The sequence below is a fragment of the Streptococcus timonensis genome (assembly GCF_047460355.1).
Classification (GTDB): Bacteria; Bacillota; Bacilli; order Lactobacillales; family Streptococcaceae; genus Streptococcus; species Streptococcus timonensis_A.
Window position 1 is genome coordinate 141972 of record NZ_JASHGL010000004.1, and the last position, 17392, is coordinate 159363.

Here is a 17392-nt window from a genome sequence, read left to right on the forward strand (position 1 = left end):
ATACCATGATTGAGGCAAAAAACACCTTTTCTACTTCAAAGCACTTTTGACCTTCTTCTTGGTGATGATGCGGTCATTTTTGTTGGCTAGGGATTTGAGTCGGGCTTCGAGTAAGACTTTTCTGCCCGCTTCGTTACGGGTGTAGACTAGCTGGTACTCACCTAGCTGAGGTGCGACGGCATTTTGGAATAGCTGGGCATCTTCCTTGCGTTTTTCAAAGAGGCTCGGAACTACAAAATATTTGGACTGACCTGCTGGTGCTTTTTGAGCGACTAAGAGGTAGCGTTGATTGTCCACTGGGGCAAAGAATTCTCCCAAGACCTTTGAAAAGAGTTCCTTGTCTCGCATACTGCCACCTTTTAGATAGGCAAAGACGTTAAAACTGTCCTTGTCCTCATCGACCTGCACGCGCGACTGGTCATCAGACAAATGCCCGGCAGTCACCATGACCTTGCGAATAGCTTCACCGATCTGGCGCAAGCGTTTATAAGGACTCTTGTAGCTGTAATAGCGAAAGGCTGTAATAGCTAGGAAGAGGAAACAAAGACCTGTCAGCCATGGCAAGGCAAAGAAGGTTAATCGAACGACATAGGCTAGGAGACTAATGGCAAATACCATCAGAGCATAGCGAAGGCACCTTTCAGCATCCGCTAGAGCAAGCAGAGGGATTCGTTTGCTGTCGGTCGCCACTTCATTGACAATCTCAATCTTATCTGCAACAATGAGAGATTCCTGCCATTTTTTTCGTAGGGAGGCGCGATCCTTGGATAGTTCCATGATCTTCTCGTTATAGTCTTCGAGTTTCTTTTTCTTAAATGGGAACTCAGGAAAGTTCAAGCGATCCAGACCTGTTTCAATGGTATCTTCCTTATAGGACAAGCCAAGGAAATGGTCCATACGACGGGCAAGGGTTTGTAGGTCCTGATATGGATTGAGGTCTTGTTCTTCTTGATCCTCCTTAGAAAAGGCTGGATTTTTGTACGGTTTGATGGCTACTAGATGCCAGATATTGCTGGTCTTATCTGGATGTCCTGGCCAGATACGGATGGCACGGCCCCGCATTTGATTGCTGAGCATAAAGCTTCCGACAAAACTTCCGAGGATGAGAGAGTTGACGCAAGGGGCATCCCATCCTTCTCCCAAGAGAGACTTGGTTCCGACCAAGACTTGGATAGAACCACGTTGGAAAAGCTCGGTCACTGCTGCGACCATCCCCTTAAAGCTGGATGGAAAGCCTACTTGGAGATAGGACTCTTGATCAAGCTTTCCAATGGCAGAGAAGCTTAAGCTAGTGTTTGGGATGAGTGCTTGAAGTTCAGCCTTGACACTGGCAGGTATGATCACGACACTACCAGAAAGGACTGCTATCGGGACAGACAAGCCTTGCTTTTGTGCACTTCTGCGAATAGTTTCAAAGTAAGGGAGGACACCTAATTGAGTGATTGGTGCTTGGTCATCTCCCAGATAACTGGCAAAGTCCTTGCGAATATAGTCTGCCAAGACCAACTGTCTCAAGTCCTTTCCTAGACTAGCATATTCGGTTTCAAAGATAGATGCAATCCCAGCTAGTTTTCCTAGAGATTGGTTGAGAATTTGGTCATTGGCCTTGGATTTGACCAAGAAGACCTGACGTTTTTCAATCAACCCTCTTGATTTCAGTTCTGCTTCTATCTTTTTCCTTGTCTCCTGCGGATCCTCATACCAGTCAGGAGTCTGATAGAGAAGGCCTTGCAAGAGGACTTCGAGCCAATAGTAATTAAGGGAAGGCAAGCCCTCAGCACCTAGTAAATCTCGTAGATACTTGGGAATTTCCTGTTTTTGAGCCTGTAGATAAATGAGGAGCGCTGAGAAATACTTGGGATCCTCAAGGAGCATATTCGCAGAAATTTCCCCTTTGAGAACCTTGGAACTCCGAATCAACTCTTGGAAGTCAGGATTAACAACTAGTTGGCTGACATACTGCCACTTGGTGTCTTCAAACTCTTCCAAGCGCTTGTCCTCTTCCTTAGTCGGAAAACAGATATAGACAAAGTCCTGATGAGGGCAAAGAGTGTCTTCCTTGACCAGTTCTGGGACTGTGATTTCTTGGTCAATCTCGCCACACATCTGGAGATAGCGATCCCAGAGTTCTGGTTCACTGTCATAAGGCGGTGTTGCAGTGAGAGAGATAACTTGCAGTTGCTGATAGTTTTTACGGAAGTCTTCTAGACTTTTCCACCATTCATTTCTCAAGTGATGGCATTCATCTAGACAGAGGGTTTCGACACCCCTTTCCTTGAGTCTGGCAAGCAGGTCAAAGCCTACAAAATCCTCAACCTCGCCATTATCTTCTTGAGATTGGACCTGTTGCATAGCACTGTGAAAAGCTTGGTAGGTAGCGATGGTGATTTGCTTCATGTCCTTGAGATTTTGAGACACGAGACTTGTGACCTGGTTTTCATCCTCTAAAAAGGCTTGGCGAATCCTATCCACCCATTGTTCCCGGATGGTCACCGTCGGTACCAAAACGAGGGCAGGCTTATCAAAGCGAGCAATCAACTCGATTCCTATAGTTGTTTTCCCTGAACCTGGCGCTGCAACCAAGTGGACATGACCATCTGCTTGGTATTCTTGGAAATTGTCCAATACCTGTTTTTGGTAATTGCGCCAGGTGCCATTAAACTTCAATCCTAACATGATATTCCTCATTCTAAGCTGTCATTTTCTTATTCCCATTTTACCATACTTGAGGCAAAGTCACACGAAGTATCCCGTGTGGTCTTTCTTCCCAAAATATGGTATAGTAGAATCATACTATTAGCGAGGAGTTTACATGTCATCCGATAAACAAATGAAAGCTGTCTCTCCCCTGCTGCAGCAAGTTATTAATATCTCATCTATAGCAGGCGGTGTCGGTACCTTGATTTTCTGTATCTGGGCCTATCAAGCGGGGATCTTGCAATCAAAAGAGACCCTATCTGAATTTATCCAACAGGCTGGTGTCTGGGGGCCACCGTTCTTTATCTTTTTACAGATTTTACAGACAGTTGTTCCCATTATCCCTGGTGCTCTGACATCTGTTGCGGGTGTTTTCATCTATGGGCATATCGTGGGTACTATCTATAACTACATTGGTATCGTCATTGGTTGTGCCATTATCTTTTACCTAGTAAGACTCTATGGTGCGCCTTTTGTCCAATCAGTCGTCAGCAAACGAACCTACGACAAATATATCGGCTGGTTAGACAAGGGCAATCGCTTTGACCGTTTCTTTATCTTTATGATGATCTGGCCTATCAGCCCTGCCGACTTTCTCTGCATGCTGGCTGCCCTGACCAAAATGAGCTTCAAACGCTACATAACTATCATCATCTTGACAAAGCCTTTCACCTTAGTTGTTTATACCTATGGCTTGACTTATATCATCGATATTTTTTGGCAGATGCTTTCTAATAAATAAAAAAACTCAAGGAACTTACATCCTTGAGTTTTTTGTTAAACTTCTTTTTTCAATAAAATAGAAACAATGACTGATGTTGCAATCATCCATGCTCCTAGGATAATAAAGGTCATTCGACCATCCATAGTCACCAAGACAATCCCTGAAAGAACGAAGGGTGTTAATGATGCTCCAAAAGAACATCCCAAAACAGCAAATGAAGTTGCTTTATTGAGGAGTTTTGCAGGAATTCGCTCAGATATCAACTGAAAGACTGTCGTCAGAGCGATACTATAGGCAAATCCTCCCAGGATAGAACCTGCAACCACCACCCAGAGTGATTGGGAAAGAGCAATGATGATTTGCCCTATCCCAAAAGTGACACCAGCGACCAATAGAAGTCTTTCCTTGAAGGTCGAGATCAGGAAAGAAAAGCTGATTCCAGCTAGAATTCCAATCAACTGCATGGCGCTCAAGACCAAGCTAGACAGCTGAGCATCTCCAAAACCTGCCTCGATCATGAGACTAGGGATACGGAAGGTGATAGCTGTGTTGGTACAAACGATGACGGATGCTGCAATGGCTAAAAAGAAAATCAGGCGTTTCATAGATGGAGTCAGCTGCTCTGCCACTTCACTTTTATGCATAGCATGGTGGTCCTCGCCATGTCCATAAGGAACAAAGAGGAGAAAGAGCACCAAAACTACCAAACCAGCCGCATAGACCAAAAAGCTAGCTGTCCAGCCAAATGCTAATAGTTGACCAACTGCTAAGGTTAAGATGGATGCTCCTACGACTTCGGCTGACCCACGAAAACCAAGCATCTGGATGCGGGTCTTTCCATGGTAACGTTCACTGATGATGGAGATAGCCTTGGCATTGAGCATGCCGACACCAAGCCCGAAAAGTAGGCGAGTCGCAAAGACAAAATAGTAACCCTGATACCAGAAAGGCGCAGTCCCGCTAATCGATAAAATCAAGAGCCCCAAGGTTAATTGGAGGCGTTCAGGAAAGAGGCGTTCTAGCACTCCATTTAGGAGAAGCATAGTCATAATCCCAAAGGAAGGGAGACTGACCAAGAGCTCTACTTGACCTGTCGAATAGCCCTGATAATAGTCAAACATGGCTGGCAGAGCACTAGAGATTGAAAACGACGTAATCAATACTAGTGACAGGGAGAGAATACTCGCCTTTTCTAAAAATTGTTTCATATTGTCCTCATATTTCATTTAGGTAGCAAGAACTTATCCAAAATAACTGTTTTTGATGAGGCATATAGGATATGTCTACTACAGCTCTTCTTTAACTTTTACGCTAAGTTCTCTTATCAAAAAGGTCCTTTCTTATCATACACTGTTTCTAGCGAATTGGCAAGCAGCTGATAGCCGGCTGAGACATAAAAAAAGGAAGCATCCGGCCTAGTTGGCTAAGATAGCTCCACTTTTTTATTGATTCATTTTTTAATCTTAAATCTTCAAGAATCGACGCATAGAGATTCCTGAACCAAGTGATCCGATACAGATCCCAATTACAAACAAGAGACCAATCATCAAAGGAATAAAGGTATCTGGTGTAATCAGAGATAAATTCTGTCCGACCAAGGATGGGTTAACAGATTGGAAAACTCTATTATAGACAAAGTAAACCAAGACTGAAGGTAAAGCAGCTCCTAATAGTCCGATAAAGGCACCTTCTAGTAAGAAAGGTCCACGGATATAGCTGTTTTTCGCTCCTACCAAACGCATGATTTGGATTTCACGGCTACGAGAAATAATGGTGATACGAATGGTATTTGAAATCAAGAATACTGCAATGAAAATCAAGAGACCTGCAATGACCAAGCCCCAAACACGAATGAATGATGCTAGGTTAAAGAGACGTTCTGTGTTGGCACCACCGTCTTGAACTTCAGAGACACCCTCAATCTTTTTAGCTTCAGCAGCTACAGTCTTTACATCACTAGGTGTATTGGTATCTACAATATAGGCATCATGAAGGGGATTGGCATCTCCTTCAAAGACCTTCCATTCTTCCCCCATGGTTTCAGTCAGCTTGTCATACTGTTCTTCCTTGCTTGAGAAAGTAACATTCTTGACAGCTGGCATGGATTTAAGGGCATCATAGACCTTGTGATAGTCATTATTGGTAACGGTCTGTCCTTCTTTTACAATGGTTTCACTATTGTCTTCAACGTCCTTACGGATATAGACCATTACACGGACATTATTTTCAATATCGGTGGCCAATTTTGCAGTATTAAAGATAACTGAGGCAAAAACAGCAACCAAGGTTAAAGTGATCATTACTGAACTGACAGCAGCAATAGTCATCCATCCATTACGCTTTAAACTTTTTAAAGCTTCTAATAGATGGCGGAAAAATCTACTAATCATCGTATCCGTACTCTCCTTTCGCTTCGTCACGAACCACGCGACCATTTTCAATGGCGATAACGCGGTGGCGTAGGGTATTTACGATTTGGCTGTTGTGGGTCGCCATCAAAACTGTCGTACCTTGAAGATTAATTCGTTCCAAGAGGTTCATGATTTCCCATGAATTATCTGGGTCCAAGTTCCCTGTTGGTTCGTCGGCAATCAAAACTTTTGGATTGTTGACGATGGCACGGGCAATGGCAATACGCTGTTGCTCCCCACCCGAAAGTTCATTTGGGAAGGAACGAACCTTGTGTTTCAAACCAACAAGATCCAAGACTTCCATAACACGTTTTTTGATATTGCGACGGCTTTCACCAACTACTTCCATTGCATAGGCAATGTTCTCATAAACAGTTTTCTTTGGCAAAAGTTTGTAGTCCTGAAAGACTACGCCGACGTTTCTACGCAAAAGCGGAATATCTTTCTTTTTAATCTTTACTAGGTTGAAACCTGCGACTTGCAAGCTTCCTTTGTCGATTTTTACCTCACGATACAAGGAACGAATAAAAGTTGATTTCCCTGCACCAGAAGGTCCTACGATATATGCAAACTCTCCTGCATCAATACTTACAGTAACGCCACGTAGGGCAGTTGTCCCGTTGTCATACTTTTTGACAACATCTCTCATTTCAATGATTGACATGTGACTTCCTTTCTATTAACTAATACGCCATTTGAGGTAGGCATCGATGAAACCATCTAGGTCACCATCCATGACCTTGTCCACTTGGGCAACTTCAAAGCTAGTACGATGGTCTTTGACCATGGTATAAGGGGTAAATACATAGGAGCGGATTTGGCTTCCCCATGTGATTTCTTTTTTCTCTCCCTTAAGTGAGTCAACCTCAGCAGCTTTCTTTTCCTGCTCCATCTGATAGAGTTTCGCCTGAAGCATCTTCATTGCACGGTCACGGTTACCGTACTGGGTACGGTCAACAGTTGATGCTACGACAATACCTGTCGGAATGTGGGTCAAACGGACACCAGTCGAAACCTTGTTGACGTTTTGTCCACCTGCACCACCTGAACGGAAAGTATCCATCTTGATATCATCCTCTCGGATGTCTACTTCGATAGTATCATCCAATTCTGGCATAACTTCTACAGAAGTAAAAGAGGTATGACGGCGTTTAGCTGAGTCAAATGGAGAGATTCGTACCAAACGGTGAACTCCCATCTCTGACTTGAGGAGACCATAGGCATTTGGTCCTTCGAATGACAGGGTCACTGACTTGATTCCCGCTTCATCACCAGCTTGATAATCCAAGACCTCAACCTTGAAGCCTTTGGCATTTCCATAGCGAGTGTACATACGAAGGAGCATATCGCCCCAATCTTGAGCCTCTGTACCCCCAGATCCTGGATGGATCTCAAGAATAGCATTATTATGGTCATAAGGCTCTGACAAAAGAAGGGTCATCTCATAGCTAGTCATCATTTGATCTAAAGCTCCTAGCTGCTCGACTAACTCATCACGGACAGATTCATCTTCTGCCAAAAAATCTAGTAAGATTTCTACTTCATCCTGCAACTCTTCCATCTTGTGGAAGGTGTTGTAGGTGTTTTTTAGTTCGTTTAATTCTTGCGATGTTTTTTGGGCCGCAATATTATCGTTCCAAAAATCAGGTTCTGTCATTTTGTTTTCCAAAATGGCAATGTCTTCTTCTAACCTTTCGAGGTCAAAGAGACCCCCTGAAAGAAGCTAATTTTTCACGATTTGCGTCAATCTTTTGACGAATTTCTGAAATGTCCATAAATACTCCTTTTTTGTATCGTTTTATTATACCATAAATTTTTTTATTTATCTAATCAGCTTTTTTAAAAAATTTTTCCAAAAGATTTAGCTTTGGAGTAAAACAAGCAATTTCATAGAAAAAATATAAAATCTCATGAGAAAAATCTCATGAGATTTTGAGAATTTATGCTAAATTTTACAAGTTAACAGTCAGTACTTGTCCGTCCTTTACGACTTGTTCTCCACCAATATAGACATCTGAAACGTCACTAGATTTAACAGCATATACTAGGTGAGACAGCATATTTTCTTGTGGTTGGAGATGGATTTTGCCTTGGGGTTGAATGACGAGAAAATCAGCCTGTTTGCCGACTTCCAAACTTCCAATCTCAGCTGCCATTCCCAATACCTTGGCTCCTTCAATGGTCAGGGCCTTGAGGGCAGTTTCGATTGGAAATTGGCTAGCATCTCCACTCTTCATCTTCTGTAAGAGTGCTGCCGTCCGCCCTTCCTCAAACATATCCAGGTTATTGTTAGAAGCAACTGAATCAGTCGCAATACCAACTGCTACTCCTGCTTTTTGAAGTTGGACGACTGGTGCAATGCCTGAAGCTAGTTTGAGGTTACTGATAGGATTGTGGGCAATAGTGACTTGCGAATCTGCTAAGCGCTCAATCTCTCCTTCATGTAACTCCACACCATGGGCAAAAACAGCTTTATGATCTAAATAGCCAAGCTCATCTAGAAAGGCTAATGGGCGTTTGCCATAGCGTTTCAGGATAATGCCTGACTCTTCCTGTGTTTCTGCAACATGGATATGAAGAGGAATGTTTTCTTCTTTTGCTAGCTCAAGACTTGCCTCCAGCAAATCTCGACCACAACTGTAGGGCGAATGTGGAGCCACCATCACCTTAAACTTGGGGTCTTGGTAGCCTTTGATTGTATCAATGATAGCTCGAGTTCTAGCGATAATCTCCTTCGTAGTCTCAGCTTCTGAAGAAAAGAGGGTCGGAGAAAAATAGCAACGCATTTTGGATGCCTTGACTGCCTCATAAATCTCCGCTATATCCACTCCATTAGGATTGTACATATCATTGAAAGTTGTCGTTCCTGACTGGAGCATCTCTGTTAGAGCCTCTTTGACAGCCTTTGTAGTCATCTCTGGTGTGAATTCTGCTTCTGCTGGCCAGATATAGTCCTCCAGCCATTCGTGGAGATTGCTATCATCACGAATGCCTCTCAAGCCTGTCATGGCAGAGTGAGTATGGCAGTTAACCAAGCCCGGCATGATCCAAGCACCTTGATAGTCTATCACTTGCTCAGCTTGCTCTAATATCTCTTTATTCTCTGGACCGACATAGACGATTTGGGATTCTTTGACAGCTAAAATCCCATCTAGATAGACATGGAAATCTTGGTCACAAGACACGATATTTACACGCTGATAGACTTTCATGAGGCTTCTCCTTTTCTAAAGACAATTTACATATCACAATTTTTCTAGCTATTGTAACAAAAAAGTCACCCGAAGGCAACTTTTCTTGTTTGTTCATTGGCATTATAATGGCTTTCCCATTTATTCTGGGCTAAAAGCTGCTGCTTGCTGCATTTGATAGTATTTGCCTTTTCTCGCCATGAGTTCCTCATGATTGCCATGTTCGACAATATCTCCATCCACCAAGACAAGAATCAAATCAGCATCTTGAATGGTCGATAAACGGTGGGCGATGATAAAGCTTGTCCGTCCTTTCATGAGTTTGGCAAAGGCGTCCTGAACCAGCACCTCTGTCCGGGTATCGATGGATGAAGTCGCCTCGTCTAAGATCAGAATCTTAGGAATGGCTAGAAAGACGCGGGCAATGGTTAAAAGCTGAGCCTGACCAACAGACAAGGATTCCCCTGCATTTTCAAGCTTGGTATCATATCCCTGTGGCAATTGTTGGATAAAGAAATCCGCATTTGCTGACTTGGCTGCTGCAATGACCTGCTCTCGGCTAGCATCAGGATTGCCAAAGGCAATATTGTCATGAATGGTTCCCTGCTTGAGCCAAGTTTCTTGAAGTACCATTCCAAACTGCTGTCTCAATGATGCTCGGGTATAATCATAAATCGAGCGACCGTCTAGCAAAATATCTCCGGAGTTAATAGGATAAAATCGCATGAGGAGATTGATAAGGGTTGACTTACCAGCACCCGTTGGCCCTACAATAGCAACCTTACTACCAGCTGGAATATCAATAGACAGATCCTTAATCAAGATCTTTTCAGGATTGTAGCCAAAAGAAACATGCTTAAAGGAGATGGCACCCTTGACCTGTTCACTTGTCAATTCTTCCTGACCAGTTTCTGTAATCTCCGGACTTTCTAACACAGCATAAACACGTTCTGCACAAGCTAAGGCGCTTTGCAACTCGGCTAAGACTGATGAAATATCGTTAAAAGGCTTAGTGTACTGCTGTACATAGTTCAAAAAGGTCACTAAACGCCCAACCGTCAAAGTTGAACCCGCCATGATGCGCAAGGCTCCAACACCAGCTAGTAGGGCATAAATGAGGGCATTGACAAAACGGCTGGAAGGATTGACTGTCGATGAATAAAAGATAGCCGACTGAGAATAACCTGCGTAGTTGTCATTTGCCTCATGAAGTTTCTCGATAAATTCTTCCTGAGCATTGAAGGACTGGATAATGTTCTGTTGGGTGAGCGATTCTTCTATCAGCTGAGTTTGAAGCCCCCTAGTCTCTGTCTGCTTTTGAAAGAGATGATAGGATTTCTTAGCGATAAAGCGTGAAATGACCATAGATAGAGGTGTTAAGAGCAGAACCAAGAGCGTCATCAAGAGATGAATTTGGAGCATAGCAAGGATGGTGACCAAAATCATCAAAACTCCTATGAAAAATTGGTTGAAAATCATATTCAGTCCCGCTGACAACTGTTCAATATCTGTCGTCACACGACTGACCATTTCTCCGCTCCCCTGTCTGTCTACCAAGGCAATCGGGAGACGATGGAGTTTTTCAATGATTTTTTCACGTAAATCTCTGGTGTAGGAGAAAATCAGTCGATTATAGAGGAGGGGATTGGCCCATTGTACCAGTGTATTTCCTATAACCACCAATATCATCTGGAGGAAAATCTGCCAAAATACCTGAGATGAGCCCGTCACTAAGACTTGGTCGATCACCTGTCCTATCAAGATTGGTAGATAAATAGACAGGGCTACCTGGGCAATGGTTCCTAAGAAAGCTAGGAAAAGAAGGACGGGATGACTTGCTAAATCTTTTGCTAAACGTTTGAGGGTTTGTCTTGCATGTTTACCTTTCATTCTAGTCCTCCTTTCCATGTTGGGATGCATTGATTTCACGATAGACTTGACTAGTCTTCATCAATTCCTCATGATTTCCAAGCGCTAATTGCTGACCTTTTTCTAAAAGGAGAATCTGGTCTGCAATCTTCAAGGTCGAAGTGCGTTGGGAAATCAAAATCAAGCTGGTGTTTGGCAAGTTTTCCTGAACAGCCTTTAGAAGATTGGACTCGGTAATGATATCAAGGGCTGAAGTCGCATCATCCAAGATGAGAAATGGTGCTCGATGCAAAACTGCTCGGGCAATTGATAAGCGTTGTTTTTGTCCACCTGAAAAATTACGACCGCCTGCTTGGACTTCTGCATCCAGCTGACCTTCCTTTTCACTGACAAAGTCCTTGGCCTGAGCAATTTCTAAAGCCTTCCAGAGTTCTTGGTCTGAAACAGTCTCTTCCATACCCAAAGTTAAGTTGGAGCGGATTGTCCCTTTAAAGAGTTCAACCTTTTGAGGAACATAGGCTATCCAGGACCGCCATTGAGCAAGATTTTGAGGACTATTCCCAGCCTGATAGAAGGCCACTGTTCCTTTATCTGGTTTGTACAAACCAAGTAAAACCTGTACCAATGTTGACTTACCAGATCCAGTCCCACCTATAATTCCAAGGATTTCCCCTTGTTGCACATCAAAAGAAAGATTTCTCAAGGATGGTTGAGCTGCATCTGGGTAGGTAAAACTCAAGTCTTGGACGTGTAAAACTTGATTTCCAGATGCTTTTCCTACATGAATCTCAGAATGAATATCTTCAGGTTCTTCAGCGAAGACTTCCCCAATCCGCTTGGCAGATATATAAGACTGGTTGAGTGAATTGATTAGCATGGCTAGTTTGATCAACTCTACCAAGATTTGCAGGAGATAGTTGATTAAGGCAATCAAAGCACCCTGACTGAGGAGTCCACCTTGGATAGAAAGGTAACCATTCCAGATAATCACCAGCAAGGTCCCATTGACAATCAAATAGGTCAAGGGGGTCAAGAGACTAGACCAGTAGCCTGTTTTCATTTGGATAGCCGTATAGATTTGGTTGAGTACTTGGAAATTCTCGATTTCTCGTTTTTCTTGACCAAAGGCTCGAATCACGCGCATCCCTTGTAGTTGTTGACGTGTTTCCTGAACCAGCTGGTCTGTTTTCTTCCTCAAACTGCTGTAAAGAGGATTGACCAGACGTGATAAAACGACAATGATAAAGGTCAAAATGGCAACCATGACCAAAAACCATAGAGTCAATTCAGGCGAGAGTCGATAAGCCATGAAAATGGCACCAAAAACAATAATAGGCGCCCTTAAAAATAAGCGCAAGAATTGATTGATTCCCGTTTGAATCTGATAGGTATCTGAAGTCAAACGCGTTACCAAACTCGAAGTCGTTAAATGGTCTCTAGTATCCTTGGGTAGTGAGAGAATATGACGATAGAGATCATTGGTCAACTCTTTAGCAAATCCAACCGCTGCCTTGGCTGAGTAAAACTGGGCAACTAAGGCTACTAGGACACCGATGACCGCAAAAACAAAGAGGAGACTCATTTGCATCCAAAGATGTCCTTGATCTTTTTGAGGGATAGATTGGTCGACAATCCGAGCTATCACCATGGGAACCAAGAGTTCAAAAACGGCTTCTAGCAACTTAAACAAGGGTGCTAGGAAAGACTCCTTGAGGTAGGGTTTAAAGTAAGAAAGTAATTGTTTCATATGTCCCTTCTATTTACAAAATGAAGAAGGTGGAAACCCACCATCTTTTTACTTGTTCAAATATGGAAGTAAGTAGCCATAGCCAGCCTCTTCCATTTCATCCTTAGCGATAAAACGTAAGGATGCAGAATTGATACAGTAACGGAGACCACCTAGTTCACGAGGACCATCGGTAAAGACATGTCCCAAGTGAGCATTTCCTGAACGTGAACGAACTTCAATTCGCTCCATCCCGTGACTCAAGTCTTGATAGTAGTGGATAAGCTCTTTAGAGATTGGACGGCTAAAACTTGGCCAACCACAGCCTGAGGCAAACTTATCCTTGGCAAAGAAGAGGGGCTCACCAGTCGTGATATCGACATAAATTCCTTCCTCAAAAGTTTGGTCATAAGCATTAGTAAAAGGAGCTTCCGTCGCAGCTTCTTGCGTAACTCGGTAGGACTCTTCTGACAAATTTTTTCGTAAAACTGCCTGACTAGGCTTTTCGTAGTTGGCAGCGTCTATCAGTGGTTTCTCAGCATCTCTCACATCAATGTGGCAATAGCCACCAGGATTTTTCTTGAGATAGTCTTGGTGATAGTCTTCAGCCAAGATATAGTGACGTAGTTTCTCCACTTCTACTGCAATTTTACGACCGATGAGGAGTTCTTGTTCACGAACTACTGTATTGATAGTCGGTAAATCCTCTTCATCTTTGTAATAAATCCCTGTGCGGTATTGACGACCACGGTCATTCCCTTGTTGGTTGACAGATAGAGGATCAATGACTCGGAAATAATAGAGTAAAATCTCACGGAGCGAGACTGCCTTTTCATCATAAATGATTTGCACAGTCTCGGCATGATCTGTTTCTTTAATCAATTGATAATTGGTGGTTTCTACTTGACCATTAGCATAACCAACACTTGTTTGCAGCACTCCAGAAATACGGGAAAAGTATTCCTCTAAGCCCCAAAAACAACCACCTGCTAAATATATTTCTGCCATTTCATCCTCCTTGACCGTCCAGCGGCCGACAAAACTGGGAATCATTTCATATCCCATGTTTCATTTTCAAAAAAAGGACAGGAAGCCCTCTAATAGAGAGTTTCCCCATCCTATTGTTCTGTTTATCTTGCTTCGACGCGAACGCCTTGTGTATCTACTTGCAAATCATGAAGCTTACCTTTGAAAGGTTGCTTTTCAAGCTCTGCCTTAATCTTAGGCATCTTGTCAGGATCAGCCAAGACCATAACAGTCGGACCAGCACCAGACAAGTAGGTTGCATAAGCACCATTTCTCTTAGCAACTTTCTTGATCGTCGCAAATTCTCGCACCAAATCTTGGCGGTAACGCTCGTGGAAAAGATCACTCTCAATAGCTTGTCCTGCTTTGACCATGTCTCCAGTCAGCAAGGCTGCAATCGCTACATTGGCGATAGAACTTGCTGCAACAGCTTCTTTATAAGATAGTTTCTTAGGCAGGACGCCTCGACTATCTCGAGTGCGTAGCTCATAATTAGGGATATAGGCTAGAAAGGCACATTCTGGGAAAGGAGCTACAATTGCAGACACCTGATCTCCAACTGAGCTAGCAATGACCAGATTTCCATAAATGGCTGGTGCAACATTATCAGGATGCCCTTCAATCTTAGTAGCCAATTCCAGTTTTTCCTGGTCTGTCATCTTTAACTTACCTAGTTGATTGGCTAATTCAATCCCAGCCACAATGACAGAACTAGATGAACCCAAACCACGAGCCAAAGGAACATCGCTCGTCATTTTCAAGCGTCTTGGTTGCAGATTGGGAATGATTTGTAGGGCAATCTTGAGCAAAAGATTACGCTCATCATGGGGAATCCACTTGCCAATCTGATGTTCAATCAACCATTCATCTCGTTCTTCACAGACCTCAATTTGAAGATACTTGGTAACAGCTACTCCGACCGAGTCAAAACCTGGTCCGATATTTGCGCTGGTTGCAGGTACAATAATCTTCATCTTAATCTCCTAAAACTTTGAAGGTATTGAGAAGTTCAAACTCAGCTACTGCTTGCAAGGCTGCTGTAATATTCTCCAGTTGAGCCTTGTTGATTTTATGAGTGATGATGACAACACGAGCCTTGCCTTCTTGCTTACCATCTTGAAGGATTTGCTTGAAGGAAATATCTTCTGCGTTAAAGAGCTCAGCCAATTTCAAGACTTGTCCTTTTGAGTCTGGAGCCAAGATTGAGAAATAGTAGTTAGCTTTGACATCTTCTGGCTTAGCCAAGACTACTGGACGGCTGTATTCATTAAAGGCTTTTCCAATTGTTCCATCATTCAGACGACGAACGATGCGGGCAATATCAGCCACAACACTTGTTGCAGTTGGTTTTTGACCAGCACCTGGTCCATAGTACATAGACTCCCCGATACCGATAGACTCTACAAAGACTGCATTCATAACACCATTAACACTCGCAAGTGGATGTTCTTTAGGAAGGAATGTTGGCGTAACCTCAGCAGCAATACCAGATGCCGTTTCTTCAACAGAACCAACCAATTTGACTACGTAACCAAGTTCTTGAGCTACTGCTACATCTTCTGGAGTAATGTTGCGAATTCCTTGGTGGCCTACATCTTCAAACTTAACATTCATTCCAAATGCAAACTGGCTGAGGATAACCATCTTGTAGGCTGCATCAATTCCGTCAACGTCATTGGTAGGGTCGCTTTCAGCAAAGCCAAGTCGTTGGGCTTCTGCCAAAGCATCTTCATAAGACCAGCCTTCTGTTACCATTTTGGTCATCATGAAGTTAGATGTTCCGTTCACAACACCAAGAACACGTGTGATTTTGTCTGATGCTAGTGAGTTGACCAGGGTACGAAGGATTGGGATTCCTCCTGCAACAGCTGCTTCATAGTATAGGGCAACATTGTGAGCTTTGGCTACCTCAAGTAATTCTGCACCATGGACTGCTAAAAGATCCTTGTTAGCTGTCACGACGTGTTTCCCTGCTTCTAAAGCACGAGTGATAAATGTTTTAGCAGGTTCGATACGACCCATCAACTCAACAACGATCGTGATGTCTTTGTCTGACAAGATTTCATCGATATTTGTTACAAAATTAAAATCATTACCTGCTTCAAGCAAGCGGGCTTTCTCTTGATCGTCTTTGACCAAAACTTTAGCTACTTCAATTTCTGACTGAGCTGCTTGAACAATTTTTTCTTTATTTTCCTTTAGCAAGAATGGTACCCCACTGGCTACTGTACCAAATCCAAGTAAAGCAATCTTAACTGACATATTTGTCTCCTTGAAATTTTCTAATAGTCCTATTATACCAAAATTGTGAGAAAATTCCTACCATTCTGAACTAAAAATAGGAGCACCAAATCACAAAAAGAGGCTGGGACAAAAGTTCTAGCCTCTCAATCGCCTTTGGATTGTCGAGCAAGACGCAGTGGTTGAGTGGGCTCTAACTACGCTGATTTCATCAGCTTTTACAGCCCTACTCAACTGTGCGGAGGTGGGACGACGAAATCGAATTCTAACGAATTAACGATTTCTGTCCCACTCTCTCTATTTTCAATCTATTTTACAAAGGCCAATTCCTTATCACTAGACAAGTCTTCTCGATAATTGAAACCTGCAAAACTAAGATCTTTAATCACTTCAACCGAAGTTACCTGATCTTTCATCAAGGCTGTTAAGAAGGCCCCTCTAGCTTTTTTAGAAATGGTTGAGTGGATTTTTAGTTTTCCATCTCTTTCTTCCATAAACTTAAAGGTCACCATTTTCTCACGGATTTCTTTAGGAAAGACAGTTTCAAACTCTGAAGACAAGAGAGAAAAGATTAACTCCTGATCCTTCATCGACTCCTCATATGCAGCCTGCCAATGATTTTTTAGGCTTTTGCCAGCGACTTTAAGCTTCATCAAAAAGTCCAGTCTGTGAGGCGCAATCGGTTCAAAGGCTGGAATCACACCATAGAGAGCTGATGTTATCATGAGGTGTTTCTCCAGATATGTTTGCTCCGCCTTGGTGAGATCGTCCCGTTTGATGTTGCGATACATGAGTCCATCAAAGAGGTGCAAGGCTGGATAGTTTATCGCAGTTCCATTTTCTAAGGCATGAATATGGTCGTACTCCTCTTGCGTTTTTTCAGCGGATATTTTGTAAAAGTTCTCCAGCTCTTGGGAAGAATATCTAGACAATTCATCCAGCACTACCTGACTTTCAGGACACAAAGGTTTAGCCTCTAAACTAGGGATTTCGGTATTCATTTCTTTTGCGGTTGGGATTAGAATTTTCATAGTGTTAGTGTAGCATATTTTTTTAGGACTACCAAGGATTTGAGCTTAAATAATACGACCTTCCAAATGATCCAATTCATGCTGACAAATCTGAGCAGGAAATCCTGTCAGGGTAATGGTTTGCTCTTGCCAATTGATGTCTCTATAGCTTACTGTAATTGTCTCATACCTAGTTGTCGGTCTTACACCTGCCAAAGACAAACAACCTTCCTCTGTTTCGTATGAGCCTTCAAAAGATTGGAGAACTGGATTAAACATAACCATGGGAATCATTCCGATATTAAAAATAATGACGCGTTTTTGTACTCCAATCATATTAGCCGCTAGTCCAACACAGGTTTCTCGGTTAGCCAATAGGGTATCCTGCAAATCCTTTGCTAGGGGTAAATCTTCCTGACTAGCAGGCTGGGATACCTGCGACAAAAACAAGATATCTTTTACAATTTTCTTTTCCAAGATTCTTTCCTCCATACCAT

General features: G+C 42.9%; 14 protein-coding genes. 1 reads left to right on the forward strand and 13 read right to left on the reverse strand.

The window, feature by feature from the left end; translation table 11 throughout:
* Window positions 1-30 precede the first annotated feature (30 nt).
* Window positions 31-2676, reverse strand: coding sequence for a DEAD/DEAH box helicase family protein (locus QM941_RS07505; protein WP_414340001.1), 2646 nt, complete (start codon window positions 2674-2676; stop codon window positions 31-33).
* 136 nt (window positions 2677-2812) lie between these two features.
* Here QM941_RS07505 and QM941_RS07510 point away from each other — a divergent pair, with 136 nt between their 5' ends.
* Entirely contained in the window at window positions 2813-3439 is a 627-nt protein-coding gene (locus QM941_RS07510; RefSeq protein ID WP_414340002.1) for a TVP38/TMEM64 family protein, read from the forward strand.
* 35 nt (window positions 3440-3474) lie between these two features.
* Here QM941_RS07510 and QM941_RS07515 read toward each other — a convergent pair whose 3' ends face one another.
* The 12 genes from QM941_RS07515 to QM941_RS07570 form a co-directional block, all read right to left on the reverse strand.
* Window positions 3475-4629, reverse strand: coding sequence for an MFS transporter (locus QM941_RS07515; RefSeq protein ID WP_414340003.1), 1155 nt, complete (start codon window positions 4627-4629; stop codon window positions 3475-3477).
* A gap of 255 nt (window positions 4630-4884) precedes the next feature.
* Complete coding sequence (gene ftsX, locus QM941_RS07520) at window positions 4885-5811, reverse strand: permease-like cell division protein FtsX (RefSeq protein ID WP_414340004.1); 927 nt, start codon at window positions 5809-5811, stop codon at window positions 4885-4887.
* Complete coding sequence (gene ftsE, locus QM941_RS07525) at window positions 5804-6496, reverse strand: cell division ATP-binding protein FtsE (protein ID WP_061863555.1); 693 nt, start codon at window positions 6494-6496, stop codon at window positions 5804-5806. The genes ftsX and ftsE overlap by 8 nt, the downstream gene beginning before the upstream one ends.
* Before the next feature lie 15 nt (window positions 6497-6511).
* Window positions 6512-7607, reverse strand: a protein-coding gene (gene prfB, locus QM941_RS07530) for a peptide chain release factor 2 (RefSeq protein WP_414340005.1) whose coding sequence is annotated in 2 segments (ribosomal slippage) — window positions 6512-7534 and window positions 7536-7607 — 1095 coding nt in all. Because the reading frame shifts where the segments join, the coding sequence is not laid out codon by codon here.
* A 177-nt stretch (window positions 7608-7784) separates the two neighbouring features.
* Complete coding sequence (locus QM941_RS07535) at window positions 7785-9044, reverse strand: TRZ/ATZ family protein (protein ID WP_414340006.1); 1260 nt, start codon at window positions 9042-9044, stop codon at window positions 7785-7787.
* Between the two features lie 120 nt (window positions 9045-9164).
* Window positions 9165-10913: an ABC transporter ATP-binding protein gene (locus QM941_RS07540; protein WP_414340007.1), complete on the reverse strand. Its 1749-nt coding sequence runs from the start codon at window positions 10911-10913 to the stop codon at window positions 9165-9167.
* Between the two features lies 1 nt (window position 10914).
* A complete protein-coding gene (locus QM941_RS07545; RefSeq protein WP_414340008.1) occupies window positions 10915-12639 on the reverse strand; it encodes an ABC transporter ATP-binding protein in 1725 nt (574 codons plus the stop codon).
* 48 nt (window positions 12640-12687) lie between these two features.
* Window positions 12688-13626 (reverse strand): peptide-methionine (R)-S-oxide reductase MsrB, encoded by a 939-nt coding sequence (gene msrB / locus QM941_RS07550; RefSeq protein ID WP_414340009.1) that lies wholly within the window; start codon window positions 13624-13626, stop codon window positions 12688-12690.
* Window positions 13627-13748: 122 nt separating this feature from the next.
* Window positions 13749-14618, reverse strand: coding sequence for a homoserine kinase (gene thrB / locus QM941_RS07555; RefSeq protein WP_414340010.1), 870 nt, complete (start codon window positions 14616-14618; stop codon window positions 13749-13751).
* Between the two features lies 1 nt (window position 14619).
* A complete protein-coding gene (locus QM941_RS07560) occupies window positions 14620-15906 on the reverse strand; it encodes a homoserine dehydrogenase (RefSeq protein ID WP_414340011.1) in 1287 nt (428 codons plus the stop codon).
* A 287-nt stretch (window positions 15907-16193) separates the two neighbouring features.
* A complete protein-coding gene (gene yaaA, locus QM941_RS07565; protein WP_414340012.1) occupies window positions 16194-16916 on the reverse strand; it encodes a peroxide stress protein YaaA in 723 nt (240 codons plus the stop codon).
* A gap of 45 nt (window positions 16917-16961) precedes the next feature.
* Complete coding sequence (locus QM941_RS07570) at window positions 16962-17372, reverse strand: peptide deformylase (protein WP_075568091.1); 411 nt, start codon at window positions 17370-17372, stop codon at window positions 16962-16964.
* Window positions 17373-17392 lie beyond the last annotated feature (20 nt).

Excerpts from the sequence above, each read along its gene's own strand:
- QM941_RS07505 (WP_414340001.1), bottom strand. The coding sequence starts at position 2,676 with ATGTTAGGATTGAAGTTTAATGGCACCTGGCGCAATTACCAAAAACAG.
- QM941_RS07510 (WP_414340002.1), top strand. The coding sequence starts at position 2,813 with ATGTCATCCGATAAACAAATGAAAGCTGTCTCTCCCCTGCTGCAGCAA.
- QM941_RS07515 (WP_414340003.1), bottom strand. The coding sequence starts at position 4,629 with ATGAAACAATTTTTAGAAAAGGCGAGTATTCTCTCCCTGTCACTAGTA.
- ftsX (WP_414340004.1), bottom strand. The coding sequence starts at position 5,811 with ATGATTAGTAGATTTTTCCGCCATCTATTAGAAGCTTTAAAAAGTTTA.
- ftsE (WP_061863555.1), bottom strand. The coding sequence starts at position 6,496 with ATGTCAATCATTGAAATGAGAGATGTTGTCAAAAAGTATGACAACGGG.
- QM941_RS07535 (WP_414340006.1), bottom strand. The coding sequence starts at position 9,044 with ATGAAAGTCTATCAGCGTGTAAATATCGTGTCTTGTGACCAAGATTTC.
- QM941_RS07540 (WP_414340007.1), bottom strand. The coding sequence starts at position 10,913 with ATGAAAGGTAAACATGCAAGACAAACCCTCAAACGTTTAGCAAAAGAT.
- QM941_RS07545 (WP_414340008.1), bottom strand. The coding sequence starts at position 12,639 with ATGAAACAATTACTTTCTTACTTTAAACCCTACCTCAAGGAGTCTTTC.
- msrB (WP_414340009.1), bottom strand. The coding sequence starts at position 13,626 with ATGGCAGAAATATATTTAGCAGGTGGTTGTTTTTGGGGCTTAGAGGAA.
- thrB (WP_414340010.1), bottom strand. The coding sequence starts at position 14,618 with ATGAAGATTATTGTACCTGCAACCAGCGCAAATATCGGACCAGGTTTT.
- QM941_RS07560 (WP_414340011.1), bottom strand. The coding sequence starts at position 15,906 with ATGTCAGTTAAGATTGCTTTACTTGGATTTGGTACAGTAGCCAGTGGG.
- yaaA (WP_414340012.1), bottom strand. The coding sequence starts at position 16,916 with ATGAAAATTCTAATCCCAACCGCAAAAGAAATGAATACCGAAATCCCT.